The sequence below is a fragment of the Macellibacteroides fermentans genome, assembly GCF_013409575.1.
GTDB lineage: Bacteria > Bacteroidota > Bacteroidia > Bacteroidales > Tannerellaceae > Macellibacteroides > Macellibacteroides fermentans.
On record NZ_JACCCY010000002.1, the window covers coordinates 208,892 to 232,671 of the forward strand.

The 23,780-nt window shown below is 41.4% G+C and carries 21 protein-coding genes; 9 read left to right on the plus strand and 12 right to left on the minus strand.

All coding sequences use genetic code 11. The annotated features are described in order from the left end of the window. Positions 1 to 2: 2 nt before the first annotated feature. The 6 genes from F5613_RS05920 to F5613_RS05945 form a co-directional block, all read right to left on the minus strand. The gene (locus F5613_RS05920; RefSeq protein WP_246303364.1) at positions 3 to 1,169 is read right to left on the minus strand and encodes an aldo/keto reductase; all 1,167 of its coding nucleotides are present in this window, start codon (positions 1,167 to 1,169) and stop codon (positions 3 to 5) included. Between the two features lie 388 nt (positions 1,170 to 1,557). Further along, positions 1,558 to 2,007, minus strand: coding sequence for a nuclear transport factor 2 family protein (locus F5613_RS05925; protein WP_179399080.1), 450 nt, complete (start codon positions 2,005 to 2,007; stop codon positions 1,558 to 1,560). A 289-nt stretch (positions 2,008 to 2,296) separates the two neighbouring features. Beyond that, positions 2,297 to 2,773 (minus strand): (R)-mandelonitrile lyase, encoded by a 477-nt coding sequence (locus F5613_RS05930; RefSeq protein WP_179399081.1) that lies wholly within the window; start codon positions 2,771 to 2,773, stop codon positions 2,297 to 2,299. A gap of 24 nt (positions 2,774 to 2,797) precedes the next feature. Continuing rightward, positions 2,798 to 3,532: a carboxymuconolactone decarboxylase family protein gene (locus tag F5613_RS05935; RefSeq protein ID WP_179399082.1), complete on the minus strand. Its 735-nt coding sequence runs from the start codon at positions 3,530 to 3,532 to the stop codon at positions 2,798 to 2,800. Between the two features lie 8 nt (positions 3,533 to 3,540). Next, complete coding sequence (locus tag F5613_RS05940) at positions 3,541 to 5,148, minus strand: carboxylesterase/lipase family protein (RefSeq protein ID WP_179399083.1); 1,608 nt, start codon at positions 5,146 to 5,148, stop codon at positions 3,541 to 3,543. Between the two features lie 87 nt (positions 5,149 to 5,235). After that, complete coding sequence (locus F5613_RS05945) at positions 5,236 to 6,315, minus strand: alpha/beta hydrolase (RefSeq protein ID WP_218858886.1); 1,080 nt, start codon at positions 6,313 to 6,315, stop codon at positions 5,236 to 5,238. A 201-nt stretch (positions 6,316 to 6,516) separates the two neighbouring features. On the opposite strand from F5613_RS05945, the gene F5613_RS05950 reads away from it, so the two are divergent. Both F5613_RS05950 and F5613_RS05955 read left to right on the plus strand, forming a co-directional pair. Further along, positions 6,517 to 7,425 (plus strand): helix-turn-helix domain-containing protein, encoded by a 909-nt coding sequence (locus F5613_RS05950; RefSeq protein WP_079683626.1) that lies wholly within the window; start codon positions 6,517 to 6,519, stop codon positions 7,423 to 7,425. A gap of 46 nt (positions 7,426 to 7,471) precedes the next feature. Further along, positions 7,472 to 8,539: a mechanosensitive ion channel family protein gene (locus F5613_RS05955; protein ID WP_179399084.1), complete on the plus strand. Its 1,068-nt coding sequence runs from the start codon at positions 7,472 to 7,474 to the stop codon at positions 8,537 to 8,539. 2 nt (positions 8,540 to 8,541) lie between these two features. On the opposite strand, the gene F5613_RS05960 is transcribed toward F5613_RS05955, so the two are convergent. Beyond that, positions 8,542 to 10,179, minus strand: coding sequence for a CotH kinase family protein (locus tag F5613_RS05960; RefSeq protein WP_179399085.1), 1,638 nt, complete (start codon positions 10,177 to 10,179; stop codon positions 8,542 to 8,544). Positions 10,180 to 10,291: 112 nt separating this feature from the next. Between F5613_RS05960 and F5613_RS05965 the strand changes: the two genes are divergently transcribed. Continuing rightward, positions 10,292 to 10,939 (plus strand): DedA family protein, encoded by a 648-nt coding sequence (locus F5613_RS05965; RefSeq protein ID WP_068182509.1) that lies wholly within the window; start codon positions 10,292 to 10,294, stop codon positions 10,937 to 10,939. A gap of 80 nt (positions 10,940 to 11,019) precedes the next feature. Here the strand turns inward: F5613_RS05965 and F5613_RS05970 are convergent, their stop codons facing one another. From F5613_RS05970 to metF, 3 genes are all read right to left on the minus strand, one after another. Beyond that, a complete protein-coding gene (locus F5613_RS05970; protein ID WP_179399086.1) occupies positions 11,020 to 11,652 on the minus strand; it encodes a hypothetical protein in 633 nt (210 codons plus the stop codon). Positions 11,653 to 11,875: 223 nt separating this feature from the next. Further along, positions 11,876 to 12,997, minus strand: a complete 1,122-nt coding sequence (locus F5613_RS05975; RefSeq protein WP_179399087.1) for a DNA polymerase III subunit — start codon at positions 12,995 to 12,997, stop codon at positions 11,876 to 11,878. Between the two features lies 1 nt (position 12,998). Beyond that, positions 12,999 to 13,952 carry a methylenetetrahydrofolate reductase [NAD(P)H] gene (gene metF / locus F5613_RS05980; RefSeq protein WP_068182515.1) on the minus strand — a complete coding sequence of 318 codons (954 nt, stop codon included), beginning with the start codon at positions 13,950 to 13,952 and terminating at the stop codon, positions 12,999 to 13,001. Positions 13,953 to 14,022: 70 nt separating this feature from the next. Between metF and F5613_RS05985 the strand changes: the two genes are divergently transcribed. The 4 genes from F5613_RS05985 (at position 14,023) to F5613_RS06000 (ending at position 20,282) form a co-directional block, all read left to right on the plus strand. Continuing rightward, a complete protein-coding gene (locus tag F5613_RS05985; protein WP_317171225.1) occupies positions 14,023 to 15,054 on the plus strand; it encodes a branched-chain amino acid aminotransferase in 1,032 nt (343 codons plus the stop codon). A gap of 99 nt (positions 15,055 to 15,153) precedes the next feature. Continuing rightward, complete coding sequence (locus tag F5613_RS05990; RefSeq protein WP_068182521.1) at positions 15,154 to 16,332, plus strand: ATP-binding protein; 1,179 nt, start codon at positions 15,154 to 15,156, stop codon at positions 16,330 to 16,332. A 32-nt stretch (positions 16,333 to 16,364) separates the two neighbouring features. Beyond that, complete coding sequence (gene nifJ / locus F5613_RS05995) at positions 16,365 to 19,910, plus strand: pyruvate:ferredoxin (flavodoxin) oxidoreductase (RefSeq protein WP_179399088.1); 3,546 nt, start codon at positions 16,365 to 16,367, stop codon at positions 19,908 to 19,910. A 213-nt stretch (positions 19,911 to 20,123) separates the two neighbouring features. Next, positions 20,124 to 20,282 carry a hypothetical protein gene (locus F5613_RS06000; protein ID WP_176421703.1) on the plus strand — a complete coding sequence of 53 codons (159 nt, stop codon included), beginning with the start codon at positions 20,124 to 20,126 and terminating at the stop codon, positions 20,280 to 20,282. Between the two features lie 237 nt (positions 20,283 to 20,519). On the opposite strand, the gene proC is transcribed toward F5613_RS06000, so the two are convergent. Beyond that, positions 20,520 to 21,323: a pyrroline-5-carboxylate reductase gene (gene proC, locus F5613_RS06005; protein WP_068182525.1), complete on the minus strand. Its 804-nt coding sequence runs from the start codon at positions 21,321 to 21,323 to the stop codon at positions 20,520 to 20,522. A 112-nt stretch (positions 21,324 to 21,435) separates the two neighbouring features. Between proC and F5613_RS06010 the strand changes: the two genes are divergently transcribed. Beyond that, complete coding sequence (locus F5613_RS06010) at positions 21,436 to 21,957, plus strand: DNA-3-methyladenine glycosylase (RefSeq protein WP_079683634.1); 522 nt, start codon at positions 21,436 to 21,438, stop codon at positions 21,955 to 21,957. An 83-nt stretch (positions 21,958 to 22,040) separates the two neighbouring features. Beyond that, on the plus strand, positions 22,041 to 23,222 hold the full coding sequence (locus F5613_RS06015) for a C1 family peptidase (RefSeq protein WP_179399089.1): 1,182 nt from the start codon (positions 22,041 to 22,043) through the stop codon (positions 23,220 to 23,222). Positions 23,223 to 23,267: 45 nt separating this feature from the next. Here F5613_RS06015 and F5613_RS06020 read toward each other — a convergent pair whose 3' ends face one another. After that, the gene (locus F5613_RS06020) at positions 23,268 to 23,768 is read right to left on the minus strand and encodes a copper resistance protein NlpE N-terminal domain-containing protein (RefSeq protein WP_179399090.1); all 501 of its coding nucleotides are present in this window, start codon (positions 23,766 to 23,768) and stop codon (positions 23,268 to 23,270) included. Between the last annotated feature and the right edge of the window lie 12 nt (positions 23,769 to 23,780).

Below are 23,780 nucleotides of genomic sequence, written 5' to 3' on the forward strand. Positions count from 1 at the left end.
TCTTACTTCTTTTCTGGTGATTCAAGTCCCGAAAGCCTCAATATACCTGCAGGAAGTCTTTCGCCAACAATCTCAATACTATCTAATTGTTGGGTAAAAGTGGCTAACTCTTCTGCAGTAAATTTAATATTACAAGACGCTGTGTTTTCCAACATGTGTGCCATTTGCGTAGAACCGGGGATAGGAACAATCCATGGTTTCTTAGCCATAAGCCATGCTAAAGAAATCTGCGCCGGAGTCGCTTGTTTTTGTTCTGCCCATTTTTTTATTAAATCCACCAACGCCAGATTTTTTTGTAGGTTCTCGGGCGAAAACCGGGATTCCATACCACGAATATCGCCTTGTGCAAACCTGGTAAATGGATCTATAGCACCAGTAAGAAACCCTACACCTAGTGGACTCCAACAAACAAAACCGATTCCAAGTTCTTCACATAGGGGAAGCATAGTATTTTCCGGACCACGCCATAGTAGGGAATATTCATTTTGTATAGCCGTTATAGGGTGTACTGAGTGTGCGCGCCTTACTGTTTGTAACCCCGGTTCCGAAAGACCATAGTGCAATACTTTTCCTTCATGAATGAGATTTTTAATTTCTCCAGCTACATCTTCAATAGGAACATTTTGATCTACACGATGTTGATACAACAAATCGATACGGTCAGTGCGCAGACGTTTCAACATACCTTCCACTACTTTTCTGATATGTTCGGGGCGGCTATTGGTTCCACCTACCATCCTTCCTGTTTCTTGGTCTATGTTCCATCCAAATTTTGTTGCAATTACAATTTTGTCGCGGAAGGAAGCAACACCTTCTCCAAGAATCCGTTCCACTTCATGTGGACCATAAGCTTCTGCCGCATCGAAAAATGTTACACCATTATCAAAAGCTGTATGGATAATGTTGAGCATCTCCTTTCGGGTAGGTATTGTTGTTTGGTAAGTTCTGGTCATATTCTGAACACCAAGTCCAACACTTGAAACTTCAAGTGAAGTACCCAACTTACGTTTACCAGGAACAGATGCTTGTTGGTTTGCTTTATTGCTGCTGATATCAACCGTTGATTTTGCAAAAGAAACGAACGGAAATAAGGCGCTTCCTGCTAGGGCAAGTCCTGCTTCTTTTAAGATTGTTCGACGATTCATTTTATTCGATCTAATAGTTTCCATTTCATTTTGTTTAAGTGTACTCCTGAAAAAAGCTTTAATACTACTAAGGTCTTATTAATTTTAGGCCCAACTCTTGTCGGTGATTCACCAAGGCCGGTTTGCTCATTTTTATACAAACGATAATCAGAGGGAGATCTATTTTGTTTTGTCTGCAAAACAAAAATATATCAATTCTGTTTTGTGTGTAAAATATAAAGGCATCTTACTCGTATCTGCGAATTAATTCGCTAAAATATCCTTCACATCCTTCACTTTACAGGTTAATATGTTTATATATAGATGGTTAAATGGTTGAATAATGAAGGATATCCTTCACTTTTAGCCGAATATCCTTCACTTTATGTTTCACTTTTTGAATTATCCTTCACCTTTTCATTGCTTTGGATGATTATTGTGGTCTCTGAGGGGTGAGCAGTCTTGTGAATGATAAAGCGGTCAGCTTCCAGCTATCGCCTTGTTTAACATACACCTCTGTAACCATAAAGGGGTTCGTTACTTCATTGCCGCCAACCACAGCCAATAAGTCGATTCTATTTAAAAGAATAGCGGTATTGTCTACAATGTTTACCGAAACTTCATGGATATCCGCTTTTTTGTACCAGATTCCCCCACTTTTGATTACATCGATTTCCCTTTCAGTTCCCCAAGCTCCTCCCATATGTACAAATACAGCCTTCTCATGAAAGAGTTTGCTTAACGTATCCACGTTTTTCTCTGCCATCCATTCCCACTTGTCTTTGGAAAGTTTAATGATTTCTTCGTCGGCTACCGAGGTTTGGGCAAAGGATAACTGCATGCCGGCAATAAATAAAATAAGTCCAATAACGGTTGTTTTCATACTGATTCTTTTTAATCGGTTATATAAATACAAATAATTTAAATTCATTCTTGCAGGGATGCTTTGCTATAAACTATTTCTTTCATAACGACACTCTATTTCTTACATAGCGAGACTTTAATTTTTTCATAACGAACACTTATTCGTTCAACAATTGTGTAACTTGCGTTTGTCATATGTTGAATGCAAGTTACACAATTGTTAAACGCAAGTTATCCATATGACAAACGAATAGTGCTTCGTTATGAAAGAAATAGAAGTATGTAGGCAAAGAGATAGTACATAGGCACTATTGACGATATTCTTCGTCGGTTACAATCTCTTGCCAGATTGTTTCTCCTTTTTCCCTTCCGGTAATGGCAATCTGTACGAAGGCCGAATCGGCACTGGCTCCATGCCAATGTGAAACATTGGGAGGAAATACAACAACATCTCCTTTACGAACCACCCTTTTAGGTTTCCCTTTTTCCTGAACATATCCTACACCATCTGTAACCAACAGTATCTGTCCGGCCGGGTGAATATGCCATTTAGTCCGGGCACCAGGTTCGAAGGTTACATTTCCTATGGAATTGTTATTCTGGCTGTCTGCTTCAACTAACATCTGCAGATAGGCTGTGCCGGTAAAATTACTATTCTTTATTTTTTCTCCCTTCGGAAATAGAAGCGTTTGGTCTAGCCGTGTGCAAGCTGCTTTTTGAGCATTGGTATTTACCGCAACCATAAAAATAAGTAGCAATGTGCTTAATTTAATTGTAAGTCTCATTCGATTCTAATTTTAATATATTTATCAGTCTAAATTCTTTGCTTTAAGTACTTCATTCAAAACGGTCCGGGCATCATGTCCCTCCTTATCGCCCAGGGTAGATCGAATGATATCCACAAATTCTTTTAATTGTTGGGGAGATAATCCTACATTCAGACAAATATTCAAATGGCTGCGAAGCATAGGTTCTGCTCCGCCTATCACACTGATAACGGATACGGTTACCAATTCCCGTTGCGCGTAGGTTAAGATATCTCTTTCAAATATATCAGCAAATAAATGTTCCTTGAGGAATACCTCAATTACCGGTGCAAATGCCGCATAGCCTGCAGGCTTTCCATCTTGCGGCATCTTTGTAAGCTCGGCCAGGATTTGTTTGCCCCGGTCATATTTGCTTGCTTCATTATTAATAGGAGAAATGTCTGGTCCGGTTTCATCTATAAGTCCTTTCTCCTTCCGCTCGTCAACCACCTCCATGAATGTCTGCAAACCTCTTATGCTTCGTGGAAATCCGCAATAAGCATACAGATGTACAATTGCCTCTTTAATTTCGTTGATTGTTAGTCCGCTTTCAAGACCTTTATTTAAAGCAGGCTTTAAATTCACTAAATCGCCTTTTGCGGTAAGCGCCGAAATAGCGATGATACTTTGATCTTTTGGCTGTAAGGCCATACGATCCGTTGAATTGTTTTGAGCAAACATATACTGTGGAAATAATAGAATTGTTGTAAGCAATCCGATGATAAATACTTTATTCATTCTCGTTTTTATTTTTTATTAAGACTCTTCTCAATCACATCTAATCTTGCTTTAGTAGGGTAGGGAGTGTTTACAGTGGATCCATCACGCTGGAATTCAATAATCTCATCCTTCCTGGAATTATAGCTTGGCCATTGGGGCAGACCCGAACCATTGGGATCGCCATTTTTTGCAAAGTTTACCCAGTAGGTATTCATTATTTTGGCAACTTCCTGATCTTTGGATGTAACTGTATCAACGCCCCAGCGACTTTTCAGATTATTAAACACATAGGCAATCTCCGATCCATGGGGAGCGCCATGCGGCATACGGTCTTGCACGGAAGCCGGAACGTACGAGAAAAGATAAATGTATACAGGCAAACCTTTGGCTTCAAAGGCCTTTGCAGTGAATCTGGCAGGTTCTCCCCATACCTTGTCTGTCGTAACCAATGTGAGCAGTTTAGCAAAATCAATGGTTCCTTCGGGATCATACGTTGCGATTGCTTCATTTTTATGTTCTCCGAACAGGTCGAAAAGTTCTTCTTTTGATTTAGCATCGATAAAGCCTGCAGGTACTTCTGCACTATTTGACCCAATAAGGAGTGGAACCTGTGCTTGCCGTCCTTCTTCGTATGCACTTTGAGCAGTTTCGGTTACCAATTTACCGTCCAGAATCGGACCGGCGTATATGGGCAGACCTTCATGAATTTCAATACCTCCGTCTACAATCTCTTCAACACTTAAGGAACGAAGCTTGGCGAGAGCAGCTGCGTCTGTATTATCTATTCCATGTTTACGTGCAAAATTTATTCCGATTGTTTCGGCAGAAACAGGATAGAAAGGATCTGCATTTTCTTTACTGATAGGTCTTCCTGTAAGTACTCCATCACGTCCACCTCCGGATTCGATAATTGCTTTTTGAAACAGACCTTTTGCCCGGGGGATTGTAAGGAGAGAGTGAACCGAAACACCTCCTGCTGATTCTCCAAATATAGTAACATTGTTGGGATCGCCACCAAAGGATTTAATATTATCCTGTATCCATTGGAGGGCTGCTATTTGGTCCATATAGGCATAACTTCCTTTAAGCTCTTCGGGGTGTTCTTCATTTAATGCCGGAAAAGCAAAATGCCCCAGTCGTCCTAACCGATAGTTGAAAGTTATCAGAATTACACCTTGCCTGGCAAATTCTTCTCCTGAAACCGTAGCATCGGAACCACTTCCGCCTACGAAACCTCCACCATGTATCCAGACCATAACCGGTAACTGAGCATCTTGTTTACTATCGGATGGTTGCCAGATGTTTAGATACAGACAATCTTCTGATGAACCCTTCGCAATAGAACCGGAACCCCGGGGCCAGCCGGCTTGCGCACAATTTGCCCCATATTTACTAGCATCTAGTACTCCTTCCCATATCGGAGCTGGTTGAGGCGGTCGCCAACGGAATTCTCCAACAGGAGGAGCTGCATACGGAATGCCTTTAAAGCTGTTAACATTCCCATCTTTTGTCCCACGGATGGTTCCCGATTTTGTCTGAACAATGGGGTTTGTATCCGGATCAGTTCTATCTGCGACCTGAGCTTGCAGTGATGTACAGATCATGATTGTAAAGATTGTTGCTAATTTTTTCATGTCAATTGTTTTTTTCTTTGTTTGTTGAACGGAAAATGCATTGAATGATAGTCCTGTTTTTACTGGACATTATGTGCTTAAAACCAGTTAGTCCAGTTTTTTATCCTTCAGCCATTTCGACATCAAGTCGGCTATCTCAATGTTATTCAGATCCGAGAAAGGAAAATGTGTATTACCTTTAATGCCTATTTCCGGAAGGTGTACAACGGTTACATCTCCACCGTGTTTGTTTACAACATCTCTCCACTTCCTTGCCATAATAAGTCGGGCGCGCCAGCCATCGGCTGCAGCGTTGGGAGAAAGTGTTTCCGGAATATTATCTCCGTAATAAATAATGATAGGAATCTTTGTGAGTGATTTGAAATCGTCCAGCGAAACAGACGTTGCCTGAAGGGCTCCTGACGAACTCTCAACCGGTTGAGGAACTTCGCCTTCCGGGAAAACAAATCCACTGCCTGGCTCGTAGGATACGATGGCCTTTACATTTTTATTTTTAATAGCTGTAATCCAACCCATCCCACCCGAATGGGAATGGGTTACAAGAATAGCCGGACCGGTTTTGTTAAGTAGTTCGGAAGCTGCATCGGTGGTTACATTCAGATCGATTGGTCCGATGCTTGGCGTCATTGCGCGGAAATATTGATTCAGTGTTTCAGAATCGCGGGCAAATTGAACATTGTCATAATAATTAGGCCAGATACCTACACGAAATACACCAAACCAATGCTGTTCGTCGGCAACGGGATCGATGGTAGCAGGTGCCGTACTTCTGCCGGCATTTCCTCTGCGGGGCTGATCAATCACATAAACCCCAAAACCCCGGCGTAAGAAAATATTCTGAAATCCCTCCCTGCCATCGGGAGTAGTCTCCCAGGTTTTCGAGAATTGACCTATACCATGCCACATTATCAGCGGATATTTCTTTGCATTGACAGGAATCTGGTAAAAAACATAGGCATGGTCTCCATGAAAGGTTTGTCCCTCCGGAGTTGGTTTATACGGATCGAATGTGCCGGGGTTAGTAATCACGGTTCCACCCACGGCGAAACTGCCTTGCTGCTCAATTACCAAAGGTTTTTGTTTTTTGAGGGATTGGGCAGAAAGGAATGGTGTAAGACTAACCATTGATAGCAACACGACAAAAGATTTATAAATTGTTCTCTTCATATTGGATGATTATTTATATCGTTCTACTTGTTTGTGGTTTTACTTCCTGATATTTTTTATACATTTGCAAATATAGTAACTGTAAATCAGTGTTTTGTTATATGAATTACTGATTACCTACCAAAATCGCTGTTTTGAGGAAACTCCTGTAAGATAAGGATTTAATTTCTTAATTTTGCTGTAATAATAAATGAAATCGCTATGGATACTATTCTCAACTTCAATACAATTAAAGAGTATAATGCTTTTAATGATCAGGAAACTTTACATCCGTTGATCAGCGTTGTTAATTTGGACAAGGCTGCTCCCCGGAAATTCCAGAAGTTCCGGTATGCATTTTATACAATTTTCTTCAAGAAAGTTAAATGCGGCGATTTGCGGTATGGCTTAAGCAATTACGATTACGAGGAGGGTACGTTGATTTTCCTGGCACCGGGACAAGTAATCGGTCAGAACAAGGATGAATTTTACCAACCGCAGGGTACAGCTTTGGTATTTCATCCGGATTTAATTGCGGGTACATCGTTGGGCAAACATATCCACGACTATCATTTTTTCTCTTATGCCGTTAATGAAGCGCTCCATTTATCGGAACAGGAAAAGAAGATCATATTAGATTGTTTTTCAAAAATTGAGTATGAATTACAGCACCCGATCGATAAACATAGCAAGCAATTAATTGTATCCAATCTTGAATTGTTTCTCAATTACTGTATCCGGTTTTACGATCGGCAGTTTATAACGAGGGATAATAGCAATAAGGGTATTCTGGAAAGATTCGAGAGGGTTTTAAATCATTATTTCTTGTCGGATAAACCCCAGAACATTGGTTTGCCGTCTGTTGCCTGGTGTGCTGAGGAGCTCAATTTATCAGCCAACTATTTTGGCGATTTGATTAAAAAGGAGACCGGAGTTTCTGCTCAGGAGTATGTTCATTCCAAAGTTATAGAAGTAGCAAAGCTACGAATGATGGATACAAACAAGTCCATAAGCGAAATTGCTTATGACCTGGGGTTTAAGTACCCCCAACATTTTACAAGATTCTTTAAACAAAGAATAGGGGTTGCTCCCAACGAATACCGGGCGGCGTATAATGCCGGTAAATCGTAAATCCGTAATAGATTCGGATTCGTTTAATCAATAAAAATCATAACCTATGGACCAACTGAAAGAATTAATTTCCAACGATAGTGTATGGCGGATTCCTTTTGTCATCTTATTTTTTATTCTGTCTTTTATTACTATTTATTTCATATATAATTTTATTGAAAAGAGGTTGAAACGGCATGTGGTAAAAACAAACAAGCCATTGAACGATGTTATTATTAGTTTCTTAAGAGCACCTGTGCTCTGGATTCTCTTCTCTATCTTGCTTAGCATTTATAATCAGTTGTTTATGCCTGCCGAAAACTATTTCGAAGTGCTAACCAATATCAGCCGTATATTGTTGATCGCATCTTTGGGATGGTTTACTATCAAAGTGGTGAAGTCGTTGTCATTCTATCTTCAGAACAAATTGAATATTGAAGATCCAAACAACCTGGAGGCGCGTAAACGGCTAACTCAGCTAAAGATGTTTGAAGGAATTCTGATTGCTGTAATTGTAGTGTTGTTTATTTCAATCAGTCTGATGACCTTCGAGGCCTTAAAAAACATTGGTGTTAGTCTGCTTGCTTCGGCTGGGGTGATTGGTGTTATTGTGGGATTGGCTGCCCAACGTAGTGTAGGGCAGATTTTGTCTGGCTTGCAGATAGCCCTTACACAACCCCTCAGACTGGATGATGTGGTGATTGTTGAGGGCGAGTGGGGGCGTGTAGAGGAAATTACCATTACGTATGTAGTCGTAAAGATTTGGGATGAAAGGAGATTGGTGGTTCCGATAGACTACTTCCTTACCAAGCCGTTTCAGAACTGGACACGCGCTACCTCCGATATATTAGGTACAGTTTTCTTATTTGTCTCCTACGATCTGCCGGTAGATCCTCTGAGGCAAAAGCTCAGCGAGATATTGAGTGAGAATCCAAACTGGGACAAACGTGTATGCAATATACAGGTTACGGACAGCAAGGAATGGTACAAGGTGCTTCGAATATTGGTAAGCAGTGCAGATTCTTCCAGAAACTGGGATCTTAAAGTGGATGTGCGCGAAAAGATGATCGACTTTATTAACCGTGAATTTCCCGGATCATTTGCCCGCTTACCGATAGACGAAAAAAGAGGATAAGTTTAGTTCCTTACCAGTATCTTTTCTGTTATCCATCCTTGTGTGGTTTCCAGAACCAACAGATAGCTGCCGGGTAGTACGCCTTGCATGGACAGGTTGTTTTGCGAAGGATCTCCTTGCTTGATTAGTGCGCCCGAAAATGAAATTAAACGGACCGATTTAAGTTGGGCTCCGTTTATATGTAGTATCTCCCCTTTTCTTACCGGATTGGGCGAAATCTTTACGGTTGGAGTCTGCGGTAGTTCTGCCGACGTGTAAAGCGTACCGTCCATAAAGGCAAGACGTTTCGTGATCCAATCTTTCATGTAGTTAATCTCATCGTTATACGAGCTGGCTACATATTTGTTTGGCCACACCCAAACGTTCCAGCGGGGCCAGGCAAGAGAATTACGGTACTGGGCATTTTCCTTGTTCAGATTATTGGTGAGTGAGTCTACCACATGCATGATGTTTGCATTGGAGTAGTTTGTGCTGCGGTACATAGTCCACCTGTCTTTCATCTCCTTTACATAAGCCGGATCACTCAACAGCCGGTACCACCAGAATGGAATCAATTGTGCTTCGGACGGATTTACATCGTTTGTATTGTAGGCCCAGCTTTGGGGGTTCCATCCATCGTTGTAGTTGGCATTCCCGAAACCCAGATTAAAATCCCATAACGACATTTTGAATCGGGGGTCTACACTGTCGCGGTGTTTATATAAATTGGTGCTTAACCGGTATCCATCCACATTGCGGGCAAACTCGGTCGAAAGCATATAATCTATAAATGAGGTTACATCCAGGTACTTGCGGTAACCCTCCTGCTTGTCCTGATAGTTGGATGCAGCCAGGGAGTTTTCGAATTTATTAATCTGTCCGTGCAGGTAAACTTTCTGTTCGTTGGTAAGATCTCCAAACTCCGGGTACTTATATTGAAATGAGATTTTTTTGTTTATCATGGATGCTCCCCACGAATATTGGGGGTTGTAATTTGAAGTATAGACCACCTCGTCGTCGCGGTCAACTTCCACATGATAACCACCGGTAAGTTCGTCGCCCGAATTTCCGGGTTTGGGTATATTCAGCCGGTTAGCGCCTTGTCGTACCCGCTCACTTAAAATATAGACACCGTAATAGGTACCGTCCAGAACGACTTCGCAATGCACCCCGTCGGGCACATATTCAAAATAGGGCTTGGCCAGTTTGAAGGTAAGCATATCCCGGATCAGACTTTTATCGGAATAGGGCGCAAGCAGACACCAATCGCTATCGGCTCCCATTCCTAGCAGAGCAACCTCCTGTTTCTTACCGCTTTCGTTTTCGGGTCTGAAGGAATAGGGCTTTTTATCCGAGTTGGTAAAAGAGGAGTTACCTCTGTACTTGATCCCGATCCGTCCTTTGTATGCCGTTGATTGATCGGGATGCGCCAGTGTGTCGGCATAGTTCAACTTTCCCTCTCCGTTATAGATGATAGTCATACGCGCCGCGATTCTGTCTTCTCTCAGAATCATGGTATTCCCGGTGTTTATAAAAACAATAGGAAGGTTAGTCTGCGTAAAGTAGACATACGGATTGGTAGGCTTGTAATTGTCCGCTCTTTGAGCAAAAATAGAAAAACACGAAAGAATTGAGAACACTAACAACGTAATTTGCTTCATGATAATATATAGATTAAAAAAAAGATCTGTAAATATAGATATTTAATATTTCTAAACTGTTATTATTATACAAAGAATACGCATCTATTATTTAGTAACAGTAAGGGGTTTAATGGAATATGTAGAATTGGCTGTCGACTTTGTATTACATATCGATAGGTATCTGGCGGAAATGACTGTCCAATACGGAGCCTGGATATATGTAATCCTGTTCGTTATTATGTTCTGCGAGACTGGGTTCTTCTTTATCCCTTTTCTGCCTGGCGACTCGATGCTATTTGTTGCCGGAGCTCTTGCTGCCATGCAATCGAGTACAATTAATGTGCATTTACTGGCATTCTTGTTGATTATAGCGGCGATACTGGGTTACGAGGTCAATTTTTGTATCGGAAAGTATCTGGGAAGTAAAATGTTTAAGAATCCGCATTCCAAAATATTCAAACGCTCTTATCTGGAAATGACACAGGCCTTCTATAAGCGACATGGCGGGAAAACAATTTTCCTGGCACGTTTTATTCCAATTATCCGAACTTTTGCGCCTTTGGTTGGCGGAATGGGAAAGATGCATTATCGGTTTTTTCTTTTATCCAATATTGTAGGAGGGGTCGTTTGGGTGAGTATCTTTACTTATGCCGGTTATTTGTTTGGCGGGCTGACTGTGGTAAGAGATAATATTCAGATTCTTGTGGCTGCAATTATTCTTATCTCTATTATTCCTGCGGTTATAGAGTTCGCCCACAAAAAAAGAAAAATCCGGTAACGGATGAATGTTAATAAAAGAGGGCAACCAGGTTATCCTGATTGCCCTTGTTTATTTAGTACTATAGGAGTGGTATCAAATTACCATCTTCCGTTATTATTCCCTTTCCCAGGCTTATTTTTGCCATGGCCATTGTTTCCTTTACCTTTCTTATCCCAACCTTTATCGCGGTCGTTGTAGCGGTCGCGGTCGTTGTCTCGATCGTATTGACGGCGATCGTCGCGGTAATAACGGTCGTTATCGTAGCGAGGTCTGTAATCACGATCTCTTTCATACCTTGCCTGTTGAGCGTAGTAGTGTTTACGGTGCTCACGATGAACTCTATCCCAATATTTCTCGCGATCGCGCATCATCTTGGCCAGCATTTTATACTTTTTGGAATTGTATTTAGCACCGTAGTGGTACGCAACACGATCCCACGAGTGGTATCTGCGGTATGAGTCTAATATTACTACTACCGGACGGTCAAAGAACCGACTAAATTCGAATGCAAGGGACAGGTCTCCCCAACTGTGATCAACCCCAGCATAATAGTCGCGTACCTGATAGGCCGGAACTCCATAGGCTTTTGTAAACTCTAATTCGAATGAGGGACGATCGAACGATTGTCCGAATGTAGATATGCGGGCACTAAAAGTACCATATTCCCTCTGCGCATATAAGCTAACCGAAGTCAGCAATGCGATGGCTATAATAATTCCTGTCTTTTTCATTTTGCAACAATTTGAATGTTCAACAATATGTTAAGATGGAATACCTGTTAGTTTAGAGTCTGCAATCCACTTGTTGGTATTCATTAACAAAACAAATATAATAATATTTTTGAACCTTACTTCGGGTGTATTGCTCAATAAAGATTAAAAGATATCATTAATTGCATACAGAAATAAAAAAATACTAAAAGTTTGGACTGAATAGGTGAATGTGATAAAAATATTAACGTTTGAGCAAAACCGTCAACCGTAGCGCAAGATCGAAGAAAACCATCTTAGCATTTACATTCTGACCGATATGTTTTTCTGCTTTACTTAACTCCTCCGTAAGATCAAATACATTCCGTTCGTTTACAAAGGGTGAAAACTTGATGGAGAAGGTCGATTCTTCGGGGTTCATGTAATTCAATTCCGGGCTTTGAAAACGGTAAACGAAGTTCTCACGGATCAAATGCTGACAGTAACTTAAAAAGTTTTTCTGACGCTCGCGACCGATGCCTGCCATCTCGTCGGCCATAATCTTCATTCCTTTAACATTCCTGCTCCATGAATTACGCATCATTCCGATAAACTGGTTCAGGTAATATTTGGTCTCTTCTCCAAGACTGATGGTCTCAAGGGCTTTTAGAAAATTACCTCCGGCTATATGAGCCACATAATTTGCATCCTCGGATGTTAAACCAAAGTCCTTTGTTAGTTTGGCTGCTATGGCTTCGGGCAAAAGCGGACGAATCGGGATACGTTGTGAGCGTGACTGAATGGTGCCGATAATATTTTCGGGAGATTCCGAAACCAATAGAAATACGGTATTCTGGGGAGGTTCCTCAATCAGTTTAAGTAATTTATTGGCACAGGTAGGATGCATTTTCTCCGGTAGCCAGATCAGCATGACCCGATAGGTCGCCTCGTAGATCCGGAGACTGAGTTTCCGGATTATCTCATCACTTTCACCCGAATAGATAATAGCCTGCGAATTGCCTGCATCCATGCAGGTAAGCCAATCGTTCAACCCAAAATAAGGACGACCTTTGATAAAGGAGCGCCATTCGGTGATATAATCATCGCATACCTCTTTCTTTTTATCCTTTTTTACCATAGGAAAAACAAAGAAGAGGTCCGGATGTGCCAGTTCATTGTATTTAAGGCACGAAGGACACCGGCCACAGGCATCGGTATCGCTGGGTTGCGTACAGTTAAGATACCTGGCATAGGCAAGGGCCAAAGGAAAGGCTCCCGATCCCTCCTTCTCTGTAAAGAGCTGGGCATGGGGAACTACACCCGATTTCGCCGAACGAATCAAACGGGCCTTTATCTCTTCCTGACCGATTATATCTTTAAAGAACATGTCAATAAATTTCTTTTGCTACACGGTATACACTGTCGGTTGCCATCATAGTATAGAAATGAAGACTCGGAACACCGTGTGCAACCAGATCTTTGCATTGATTTATACACCATTCCACACCAACTTCCCTGGCCTCTTCGTCTGTATTGCACTTTCTAAGTTCGGATGCAAAAGGTTCGGGGATATCCGAACGGAATATTTTAGGCAATACCGTGAGCTGATTTTTAAATACAACCGGTTTTATACCCGGAATGATAGGTACCTGAATGCCTTCGGCCCGGCAACGTTCCACAAAGTCGTAGTACTTCTGATTGTCGAAAAACATCTGTGTAACCAGGTAATCGGCTCCGTTGGCAACTTTTTGCTTCAGATAATGGATGTCCGAATCCATATTGGGTGCCTCTTCATGCTTTTCAGGATAACAGGCCATTCCGTATGAGAATGGAGTTTCGTTTGCTTCAAACGTACTTCCGTCTACAGCTATCCCTTTATTAAAGTTGTTGATCTGTTCCTGCAGGTCGGTTGCATGGTTGTGGTACAGCTTGCTGTTTGCATCGGCAGCCTCCAGTGTCTTAATATCGCCTCTTAGCAGCAATAAATCGTATACACCGAGGAAATTCAGATCGATTAACGCATATTCGGTCTCCTCCTTTGTAAATCCTTTACATATAATATGGGGTACAGCTGTTATGTTGTATTTATTCTGAATGGCGGAAGCAATGGCAACCGAACCCGGACGTTTACGTATATTTACCTTCTCCATCTTTCCATCGGGAAGAGTCTTGTAAATGTATTCGCTGTGATGCGATGTTATATTGATGTATTTGGGGTCGAATTCGCGTAGTTTGTCGATTACATTATACACTTTCTGGATACTGTTACCCTTTAAAGGAGGTAATATCTCGAAAGAGAACGCTGTTTTGCCGCTGCCTTGTATAAGGTCGATTACTTTCATATATTTATATTTTTTGCTGCAAATGTAACAATTATACTCCGAAATAGCTTACTTTTGCAACAACAATCTAATAACAAGGCATATGGAAAATATTAATTGGTCTGAACTATCTTTTGGATATATGAAGACAGATTATAACGTAAGGTGTTACTACCGAGACGGAAAATGGGGAGAGTTGGAAGTTAGTTCTTCCGAGCTTATAAACTTGCACATGGCTTCAACCTGTTTACATTATGGACAGGAGTCATTCGAGGGGTTGAAAGTCTTTAAAGGAAAAGATGGCAAGGCACGCGTATTTCGTATGGATGAAAATGCCAAACGTATGCAATCTTCCTGCCGTGGCATCATGATGCCCGAACTTCCGGTAGAGAAGTTTGAAGAAGCGGTTCGCAAGGTGGTAAAACTGAACGAACGTTTTATTCCTCCTTACGAAAGTGGAGCATCCCTGTATGTGAGACCTTTATTAATTGGATTAGGTGCACAGGTAGGTGTAAGACCTGCTACAGAATATCTGTTTATCGTATTTGTTACTCCGGTAGGACCTTACTTTAAAGATGGATTCAAACCAACTCCGGTTGTTATTCTGCGCGGATACGACCGGGCGGCCCCCCTCGGAACAGGAACATATAAAGTGGGAGGAAATTATGCTGCCAGTCTGGCTGCCGGCGAAAAAGCCCACGAACTGGGATATTCGGCCGTTTTATATCTGGATGCCAAAGAAAAGAAATATGTGGACGAGTGTGGACCAGCCAATTTCTTTGGTATAAAAGACAACAAATACATCACACCCCAATCGACTTCCATTCTTCCTTCTATTACCAATAAAAGTTTGATGCAGCTGGCAGAAGATATGGGGATGACTGTAGAGCGCAGACAAATTCCGGAAGATGAATTGGCTACGTTCGAAGAGGCGGCTGAGTGTGGAACTGCTGCAGTAGTCACTCCTATCGAACGAATTGATGATATCGATGAAAACAAATCGTATGTCTTCTCGAAAGATGGAAAGCCCGGTCCCGTATGCGAAAAACTGTACCATCAGCTGCGTGCCATCCAGTATGGAGACGTGCCTGATCAGTATGGATGGGTTACGATACTTTCTTAATTGATATCTCTAATTATAAATTATTAAATAAAATTGCTATGTCGGAGTTGCAAAACTGGGAAGTTTCTCTAACTTTGTGTCCGATATAGCAATTATATAGTGGAAGCATTTTTTAAGACACATAATTATCTTATAGAGCATTTGCAGTCGCCGGTACGCAGAGGGTTGATGGATGAAATTAACTGGAACGACCGTCTGATTGGGATTAAAGGTTCTCGGGGCGTTGGAAAAACTACATTTCTACTTCAATACGCACGTGAAAATTTTGACCCTAATACGAAAGAATGTCTTTATATTAATTTGAATCATTTCTATTTCACAGAACGTTCGTTAATTGATTTTGCTTCGGAATTCAGAGCAAAAGGCGGAAAGGTTCTGTTGATAGACCAGGTTTTCAAATATCCGGAATGGTCGAAGGAACTACGTTTCTGCTATGATAACTATCCCGATCTCAAGATTGTTTTTTCCGGATCGTCGGTGATGCGACTGAAGGAAGAGAATCCTGATTTGTCGGGCAAGGTTGTATCGTACAACCTGCGTGGATTTTCATTCAGGGAGTACCTTAATCTGATGTCGGGAGCTTCGTTCCCTGCCTATTCGTTTGAAACGATTCTTGAAAATCATCAGGAGATAGCGAAGCAAATATGTGATGAGGTGAGGCCGTTGGCTTTTTTTCCGGACTATCTGCATCATGGATTTTATCCATTTTTCCTTGAAAAGCGAAATTTCTCGGAAAATCTTTTGAAAACCATGAATATGATGTTGGAGGTGGATGTTCTTTACATAAAACAAATCGAACAAAGTTATCTGCCTAAACTGAGGAAACTACTGTACTTATTGGCAACTACAGCGCCTTGTACGCCCAATGTAAGTCAGCTTAGCAAAGAGATTCAGACTTCGAGGGCTACTATAATGAACTATATCAAGTACCTTACGGATGCCCGTCTAGTGAATATGATGTACCGGGTGGGAGAGGAGTTTCCCAAAAAGCCGGTTCGAGTATATATGTATAATTCCAATTTAATGTATCCGATACGACCGATGGCTGTAAATCCTCAGGCTGTAAGAGAGACTTTCTTTTTCAATCAGATGCAAAAAGATAACCGGTTGAATGAGGGAGTAAGGAACGCTCACTTTTTAGTGAACCTGAAGCATAATTTCAGAATTGAAGAAAACCTGAAAGGGAAGATCAATCCCGAATTGTATTATGCCGTTGAAAAAGCCGAAGTGGGAGGAGATAATATAATTCCTCTTTGGTTGTTCGGATTCTTATATTAAAAATTTTTTAACAACAAAATTGTAATAGTCTTATGTCCAAACAGAAGAAATTTTTGACTTGTGATGGTAACCAGGCTGCTGCACATATAGCTTATATGTTCAGTGAGGTGGCTGCTATTTACCCCATCACACCATCGTCGACGATGGCTGAATACGTTGACGAATGGGCTGCTGCTGGTAGAAAGAACATCTTCGGTGAAACGGTGAAAGTGGAAGAAATGCAATCTGAGGCAGGTGCAGCAGGTGCTCTTCATGGTTCATTGCAGGCCGGAGCCCTAACGACAACATTTACAGCCTCTCAGGGGTTGTTGTTGATGATTCCTAACATGTACAAAATTGCAGGGGAGCTGCTTCCTACTGTATTCCATGTGTCGGCTCGTGCTTTGGCTGCTCAGGCATTGTCAATTTTCGGCGATCATCAGGATGTTATGGCAGCTCGTCAGACTGGTTTTGCCATGTTCTGTACCGGATCTGTGCAAGAGGTAATGGATATGGCGGCTGTGGCTCACCTGGCTACTTTGAAAACCCGTATTCCTTTTATGCACTTCTTCGATGGTTTCAGAACTTCGCACGAAATTCAGAAAATTGAAGCTTTGGCACAAGAAGACGTTATTCCGTTGATTGACCAGCAGGCTTTGGCCGATTTCCGTAAGAGAGCTTTGAATCCTGAAGCTCCTGTAGCCAGAGGTACTGCTCAGAATCCGGATATCTACTTCCAGGCTCGCGAGGCTTCAAATCCTTTTTACGATGCTGTTCCTGAAGTAGTAGAAGAATACTTGAATAAACTGGCTGTAATCACAGGCAGAAAATATAATCTGTTTGACTATTACGGAGCTGAAGATGCCGACCGCGTGATTATCGCGATGGGATCTGTTACAGAAGCAATCCGTGAGGTAATAGATATGATGAATGCTAATGGCGAAAAGGTTGGTTTGATTTCTGTACACTTGTACCGTCCATTCTCTGCCAAACATTTCCTTGCAGCTCTTCCTAAAACAGTTAAAAAGATTGCTGTATTAGACAGAACAAAAGAACCGGGAGCTACCGGCGAACCTCTTTACCTTGATGTTAAGGATTGTTTGTATGGAAAAGAAAACGCTCCGGTTGTAGTTGGTGGTCGTTACGGCTTATCTTCAAAAGATACAACTCCGGCACAGATTGTTGCTGTGTACGAAAATCTGGCAATGAATTTGCCTAAGAATCAATTTACTATCGGTATTGTAGACGATGTTACATTTACTTCTCTCCCTCCGAAAGAAGAAATTATATTCGAAAATGGTCCTTATGAAGCTAAGTTCTATGGATTAGGAGCTGATGGTACTGTTGGTGCTAACAAGAACTCTGTTAAGATTATCGGTGATAATACCGATAAGTATTGCCAGGCTTATTTCTCTTACGACTCAAAGAAATCGGGCGGTTTTACCTGTTCTCACCTTCGTTTTGGTGATAACCCCATCCGTTCTACCTATTTGGTTACGACACCCGACTTTGTAGCTTGTCACGTTCAGGCTTACCTTCGTTTGTACGATGTAACCAAGGGGCTGAAGAAGAATGGAACATTCCTGCTTAACACGGTTTGGAATGCAGAAGAGGTAAAGAAGAATCTGCCGGATAAGGTTAAGAAATATTTTGCCCAAAATAACATTACGCTTTACATTATCAATGCTACTATGATTGCTCAGGAAATTGGTTTGGGTAACCGTACCAATACAATCCTTCAATCGGCATTTTTCAAGATCACAAATGTAATTCCTTTTGATCTGGCTGTAGAACAGATGAAGAAATTCATTGTGAAATCGTACGGTAAGAAGGGTGAAGATGTAGTGAACAAGAATAATGCTGCGGTAGATCGCGGTACTGAATTTGTAAAGGTTGAGATTCCGGCAGAATGGGCACTGATTGATCCCCAACCGGAAGAGTCTCATCCGGATGATTCCGATTTCATTAAGAATATTGTGCGCCCCATCAATGCTCAGGCTGGAGATGATCTTCCTGTATCTGCATTTAAAGGCCGCGAAGATGGTACATGGGAACAAGGAACAGCTGCCTCTGAAAAACGTGGAGTTGCTGCTTTTGTTCCGGTTTGGAATGCCGACAACTGTATTCAGTGTAACCAATGTGCTTATGTTTGTCCTCACGCAACCATCCGTCCGTTTGTTTTGGATGAAGCCGAACAGGCTAAAGCTCCTCAGTTCGCAACACTGAAAGCTACTGGTAAGCAGTTTGCCGGAATGCAGTTCCGCATCCAGGTGAATGTTCTTGACTGTCTGGGTTGTTCAAACTGTGTGGATGTTTGTCCCGGTAATAAGCAAGGCAAAGCCTTGGATATGGTTCCAATCGAAGGGGAATACGATGAGCAGGATAATTGGGACTTCATGGTTAAGGAGGTTAAATCAAAACAACATTTGGTTGACATCAAGGCTAATGTGAAGAATTCTCAGTTTGCTACTCCTCTGTTTGAGTTCTCAGGTGCTTGTGCAGGTTGCGGTGAAACTCCGTACATCAAACTGATTTCTCAGTTGTTTGGTGATCGTCAGATGATTGCAAATGCTACCGGTTGTACCTCTATCTATTCTGGTTCTGCTCCTTCAACTCCATATACAACCAACGAAAAGGGTCACGGTCCGGCTTGGGCTAACTCTTTGTTTGAGGATAATGCCGAATATGGTTTAGGTATGCGTCTGGCTACGGTTAAGATGAGAGAGCGTTTGGTTAGATTGATGACTGAAGCGCAGACTTGTTCTTGCTGTTCGGACGAACTTAAGGCTTTGTTCAGCGAGTGGATCGAAAAGAAAGAAGATACGGATGCCAGCATTGAACTTGCAGGAAAGATCAGACCGATGGTTGCTGCTTGCGATTGCGATATTTGCAAACAGATCCACGAACTGGGTCACTTCATGATCAAGAAATCACAATGGATTATTGGTGGTGACGGTTGGGCATATGATATCGGCTTCGGTGGTCTTGACCATGTGATTGCTTCTGGCGAAAACGTAAACATCCTGGTTGTAGATACAGAGGTTTACTCGAATACAGGTGGTCAGTCTTCTAAGTCAACTCCAGTCGGTGCTGTTGCCAAATTTGCTGCTGCCGGAAAGCAGGTGCGTAAAAAAGACCTGGGTCTTATCGCAACTACTTATGGATATGTATATGTGGCTCAGATTGCTATGGGTGCTAACCAGGCACAAACCTTGAAAGCGATTAAAGAGGCTGAGGCATATGATGGCCCATCTTTGATTATTGCTTATGCTCCATGTATCAGTCACGGATTGAAGGGCGGCATGGGTAAAGCTCAAACCGAAGAGGCTGAAGCTGTAGCATGTGGTTACTGGCATTTGTGGCGTTATAATCCAGCGTTGGAAGCTGAAGGTAAGAATCCGTTCTTATTGGATTCAAAAGAACCTCAGTGGGATAAGTTCCAGAGCTTCCTGAAGGGTGAAGTTCGTTACTCTTCGCTGATGAAGCAATTCCCGGTTGAAGCCGCCGAATTGTTCCAGGCTGCCGAAAAGAATGCTAAGTGGAGATATAACAACTACAAACGGTTGTCTATAACCATGGAACCAGAAGCTGCTGAATAAGTAGTATAGAATAAAATCAAAAAGGGCTGCTCCGTTAAGGAATGGCCCTTTTTTAGTTCGCTAGGTTGGTCTAATATATAAAAATTCTTAAATCAATGCATTTAGTTTATGTTGTATAGCATATATTTGAATTATTGTTGTATCTTTGCAGTATAAAAATAAAGAAATAATAAACCGACTTGCTAAAGGGGTAAGTCACAAAAGATGAAAATTATGAATACAATGAAAGAAAGCAATGTTCGCGCATTAGCGATGTTAAAGTACCAGGCCGATCGTTATCAATCTACAGGAAATGGTGTAATGAGTCAGCGTATCAACGCACAGATCAGGTCTATGTTAGTGGAAATGAACAATAGTTCTTCCAAGAATTAATCAGAGGTTTTAAAGAGGTTTCTTTGTGTACTGCTTAGGCAGTTACCAAAGAAGATGCAGTGGAGTCCTTCGCAAAATGGCGGTTGGGGCTTTTTTTTATGTTTGAAGCGTTTCTGTAAAATCTATAGATACAACTGATATAAGTTAGCATTTTAGTAAATTATCATATCCATACAATAAAGAGCATAACCCAGATAGGTCATGCTCTTTATTGTATGGATATGTTTATATATTATTTTACTTACTGGCTTTAAGGCCTCTGATTACAGAAGGAGTAAAGCCTGCCAATTCCATTTCGTTCAATCCTCTGATAGTTATTCCTCCGGGTGTTGTAACCTTATCGATCTCTGTCTCCGGATTGCTTTTGTTGGCTAATAATAAATCGACTGCACCCTTCACCGTTTTCAAGACAATTTCTTTGGCCTGATCCGGATAAAACCCGAGTTCTACTCCACCTTCGCTGGACGCTCTTATGTAACGCATAGCAAAAGCAATGCCACTTGATGCAAGAGCAGTACCGGCAGTCATCAGATTTTCCTCGATCAACATAGCACTTCCCAATTCGTTAAACAGGTTTACAACCAGTTCTTCTTGCTCGTGAGTTGCATTGCATGAGGAAACAAAGGTCATACTGCTGCATACTTCAATAGCGGTATTTGGGATTACTCTAAATACAGCGGGTGTATTGGTGGATTCGGGTCTTGGATCCTTATCAAGAAATTCATTCAAACGATCGAAAGGAATTCCGGCTGCGATAGATATGATAATTTGATTTTCGTAATTCAGGGCATACTTTATTTCGCTTATTACGGATTCGACACGCCATGGTTTTACTGCTATTATAACAATATCTGCATTTTTTACAGCTTCCAGATTATTTTTTGAAATAATGAAACTGTTGTTGGCCTGCAACATCTTGTCCAGATTTTCCTGCACCAGGTCTGTACAAGTAATGTCTGATGCTTTTAGGATCGATCCTTTTGCCAAACCACGGGCAATAGCTCCACCAATATTCCCGACTCCGATTACCGTAACTTTCATTGTGTAAATCTCCTATTCCGTTAAATGATTTTAATCTGCTAAAGTAGCAACAAATGTAATCATAATAATTAAAAATATTGGAATCCGATGTCTAAATCATATCTTTGCGTGTATGAAGTTAACACAATCATTTTTTGAGACCGATGTGCTTGAATTGGCACCTGCCCTTTTGGGGAAGATTATTTGCCGGAAGATGCCCGACGGGGAGGTGTTGCGTTGTCGTATCACCGAGACAGAGGCATACAATGGGGTATCCGATCTGGCTTGTCATGCCAGTAAAGGGCGTACTTTACGAACGGAAGTAATGTATGGGGGCGGAGGAAATATCTATGTATACCTGATTTACGGAATGTATTGGATGCTAAATATTGTAAGTGGCGGAAAGGATAGTCCTCAGGCAGTGCTTATCCGCGGAGTAGAACAGACCTCGGGCCCGGGGCGTGTAGGGCGTTTACTCGCTCTGGATAAATCCTTTTACGGAGAGTCTCTTATAACATCGGACCGTATTTGGCTGGAAGATGATGGAAGCGAGGTAAGTTATGAAACTACTCCTCGAATAGGAATTAACTATGCGGGTGAACCTTGGGTAAGTATGCCCTGGCGCTTTATTATCATAAATAATGCCAAAAACTAAGAAAATACCTCGAAAATTATCTTGTTTAAGTTGTTAAATTTTATCTTTGTCTTCTTATTAGAAATTATTAATAATCCTATAGAATGAAAAAAGTATTAGTGGGTGCCCTGTTATTTGCATGCGCATTGACGACAGTGGCTCAGGAGAGCGGTGACTATGTTTTTACTCCGGTTAAGGAATTAAAAGTAACGCCTGTTAAAAATCAAAATCGTACCGGAACTTGTTGGTCGTTTTCTGGTCTTGGTTTCCTTGAGGCTGAGTTGATCCGTCAGGGTAAGGGTGAATTCGATTTGTCTGAAATGTTTATTGTAGGCCATTCGTATAAAGATAAAGCCGATAAATATGTTCGTCTGCATGGTAAACTAAATTTTGGTCAGGGAGGCTCTTTTGAAGATGTGTTGTATGTGACAAAACATTACGGAGCTGTTCCAGAGTCGGTGATGAACGGTTTACAATATGGAGAAGATATGCATGTGCATGGCGAAATGGAAGCTATTGCATATAATTATGTGAATGCTGTAGTAAAAAATAATAACGGTAAGCTTTCTACTTCATGGAAAAAAGGATACGACGCCGTAATTGATTCTTACTTAGGTGAGGTTCCTGAAAAATTTACATACAATGGAAAAGAATATACTCCTCAGACTTTTGCAAAAGAGTTGGGCTTGAACATTGACGATTATGTATCGCTTACTTCTTATACTCACCACCCTTTCTATTCTGAATTTCCCCTGGAAATAGAAGATAACTGGCGTTGGGCTAATTCATATAATTTACCATTGGACGAGTTTATGGCTGTTTTTGAAAATGCAGTCAACACAGGTTACAGCATAGCCTGGGGATCGGACGTAAGTGAAAAGGGATTCACTCGTAACGGTGTAGCTGTTGTTCCAGACATCAAGGCTATTGAAACATCCGGATCTGACCAGGATAAATGGGTTGGATTAAGCAAAACAGAGAAGGATAATGAAATTAAGAAATTAATCGAAAAACCTTGTCAGGAAATAGCAGTTACTCAAGCAATGCGTCAGGAAGCTTACGATAACTACCAGACAACAGATGATCATGGAATGATTATCTACGGAATTGCTAAAGATCAGACCGGTAAGAAATTCTATATGGTGAAGAACTCATGGGGTACTGATAATAAGTATCAGGGAACATGGTATGCATCGGAAGCATTTGTTGCTTATAAAACAATGAATATTATTGTACACAAGGATGCTCTGCCAAAAACTATCGCTAAGAAGCTGGGCTTAAAGTGATATAAATAAAAAAAGCCTTCCGAAAATAACTTCGGAAGGCTTTTTTTATTTGATCAGTTTCAGAGTGAAGTTAGTCCCGGAATCGGCTTTCTCCAAATACTGATTTAGCAGTATCATACTGTCGCCGGAACTAAGAAAGAACAGAGAAAGATCTCCATTGCTCGGCAGAAGCTCGTAGATTGTATCATTTGGATATTGCGGACTTCCCTTCATGCTTTTTCTGTGACCGTAAGTATAGAAAGTTTTATCTTGTCCCTTATCTGCTTTTAGATAAGTCGTTGCCAATGAGAAAACTCCTTCAACACTTTTCTCCTGAAAAAAAAGATTTAAGTCGTACTTAATCCCTTCACTATTCTCAACCGGTAAAATACCGGAATAAGTTTCTTCAACAACATTTCCCAGGCTGTCTATTATTTGCAACGAATCGCGCATATTAGCGATAGTCGAATCTGCCGGAGTATCTGGTACAACAGGTTTTTGATCCGATTTAGTATTGTTACAAGCCACTAATAGAATCGCCGAAATAGCAATAAGATACTTTTTCATCTGCTTTTCCTG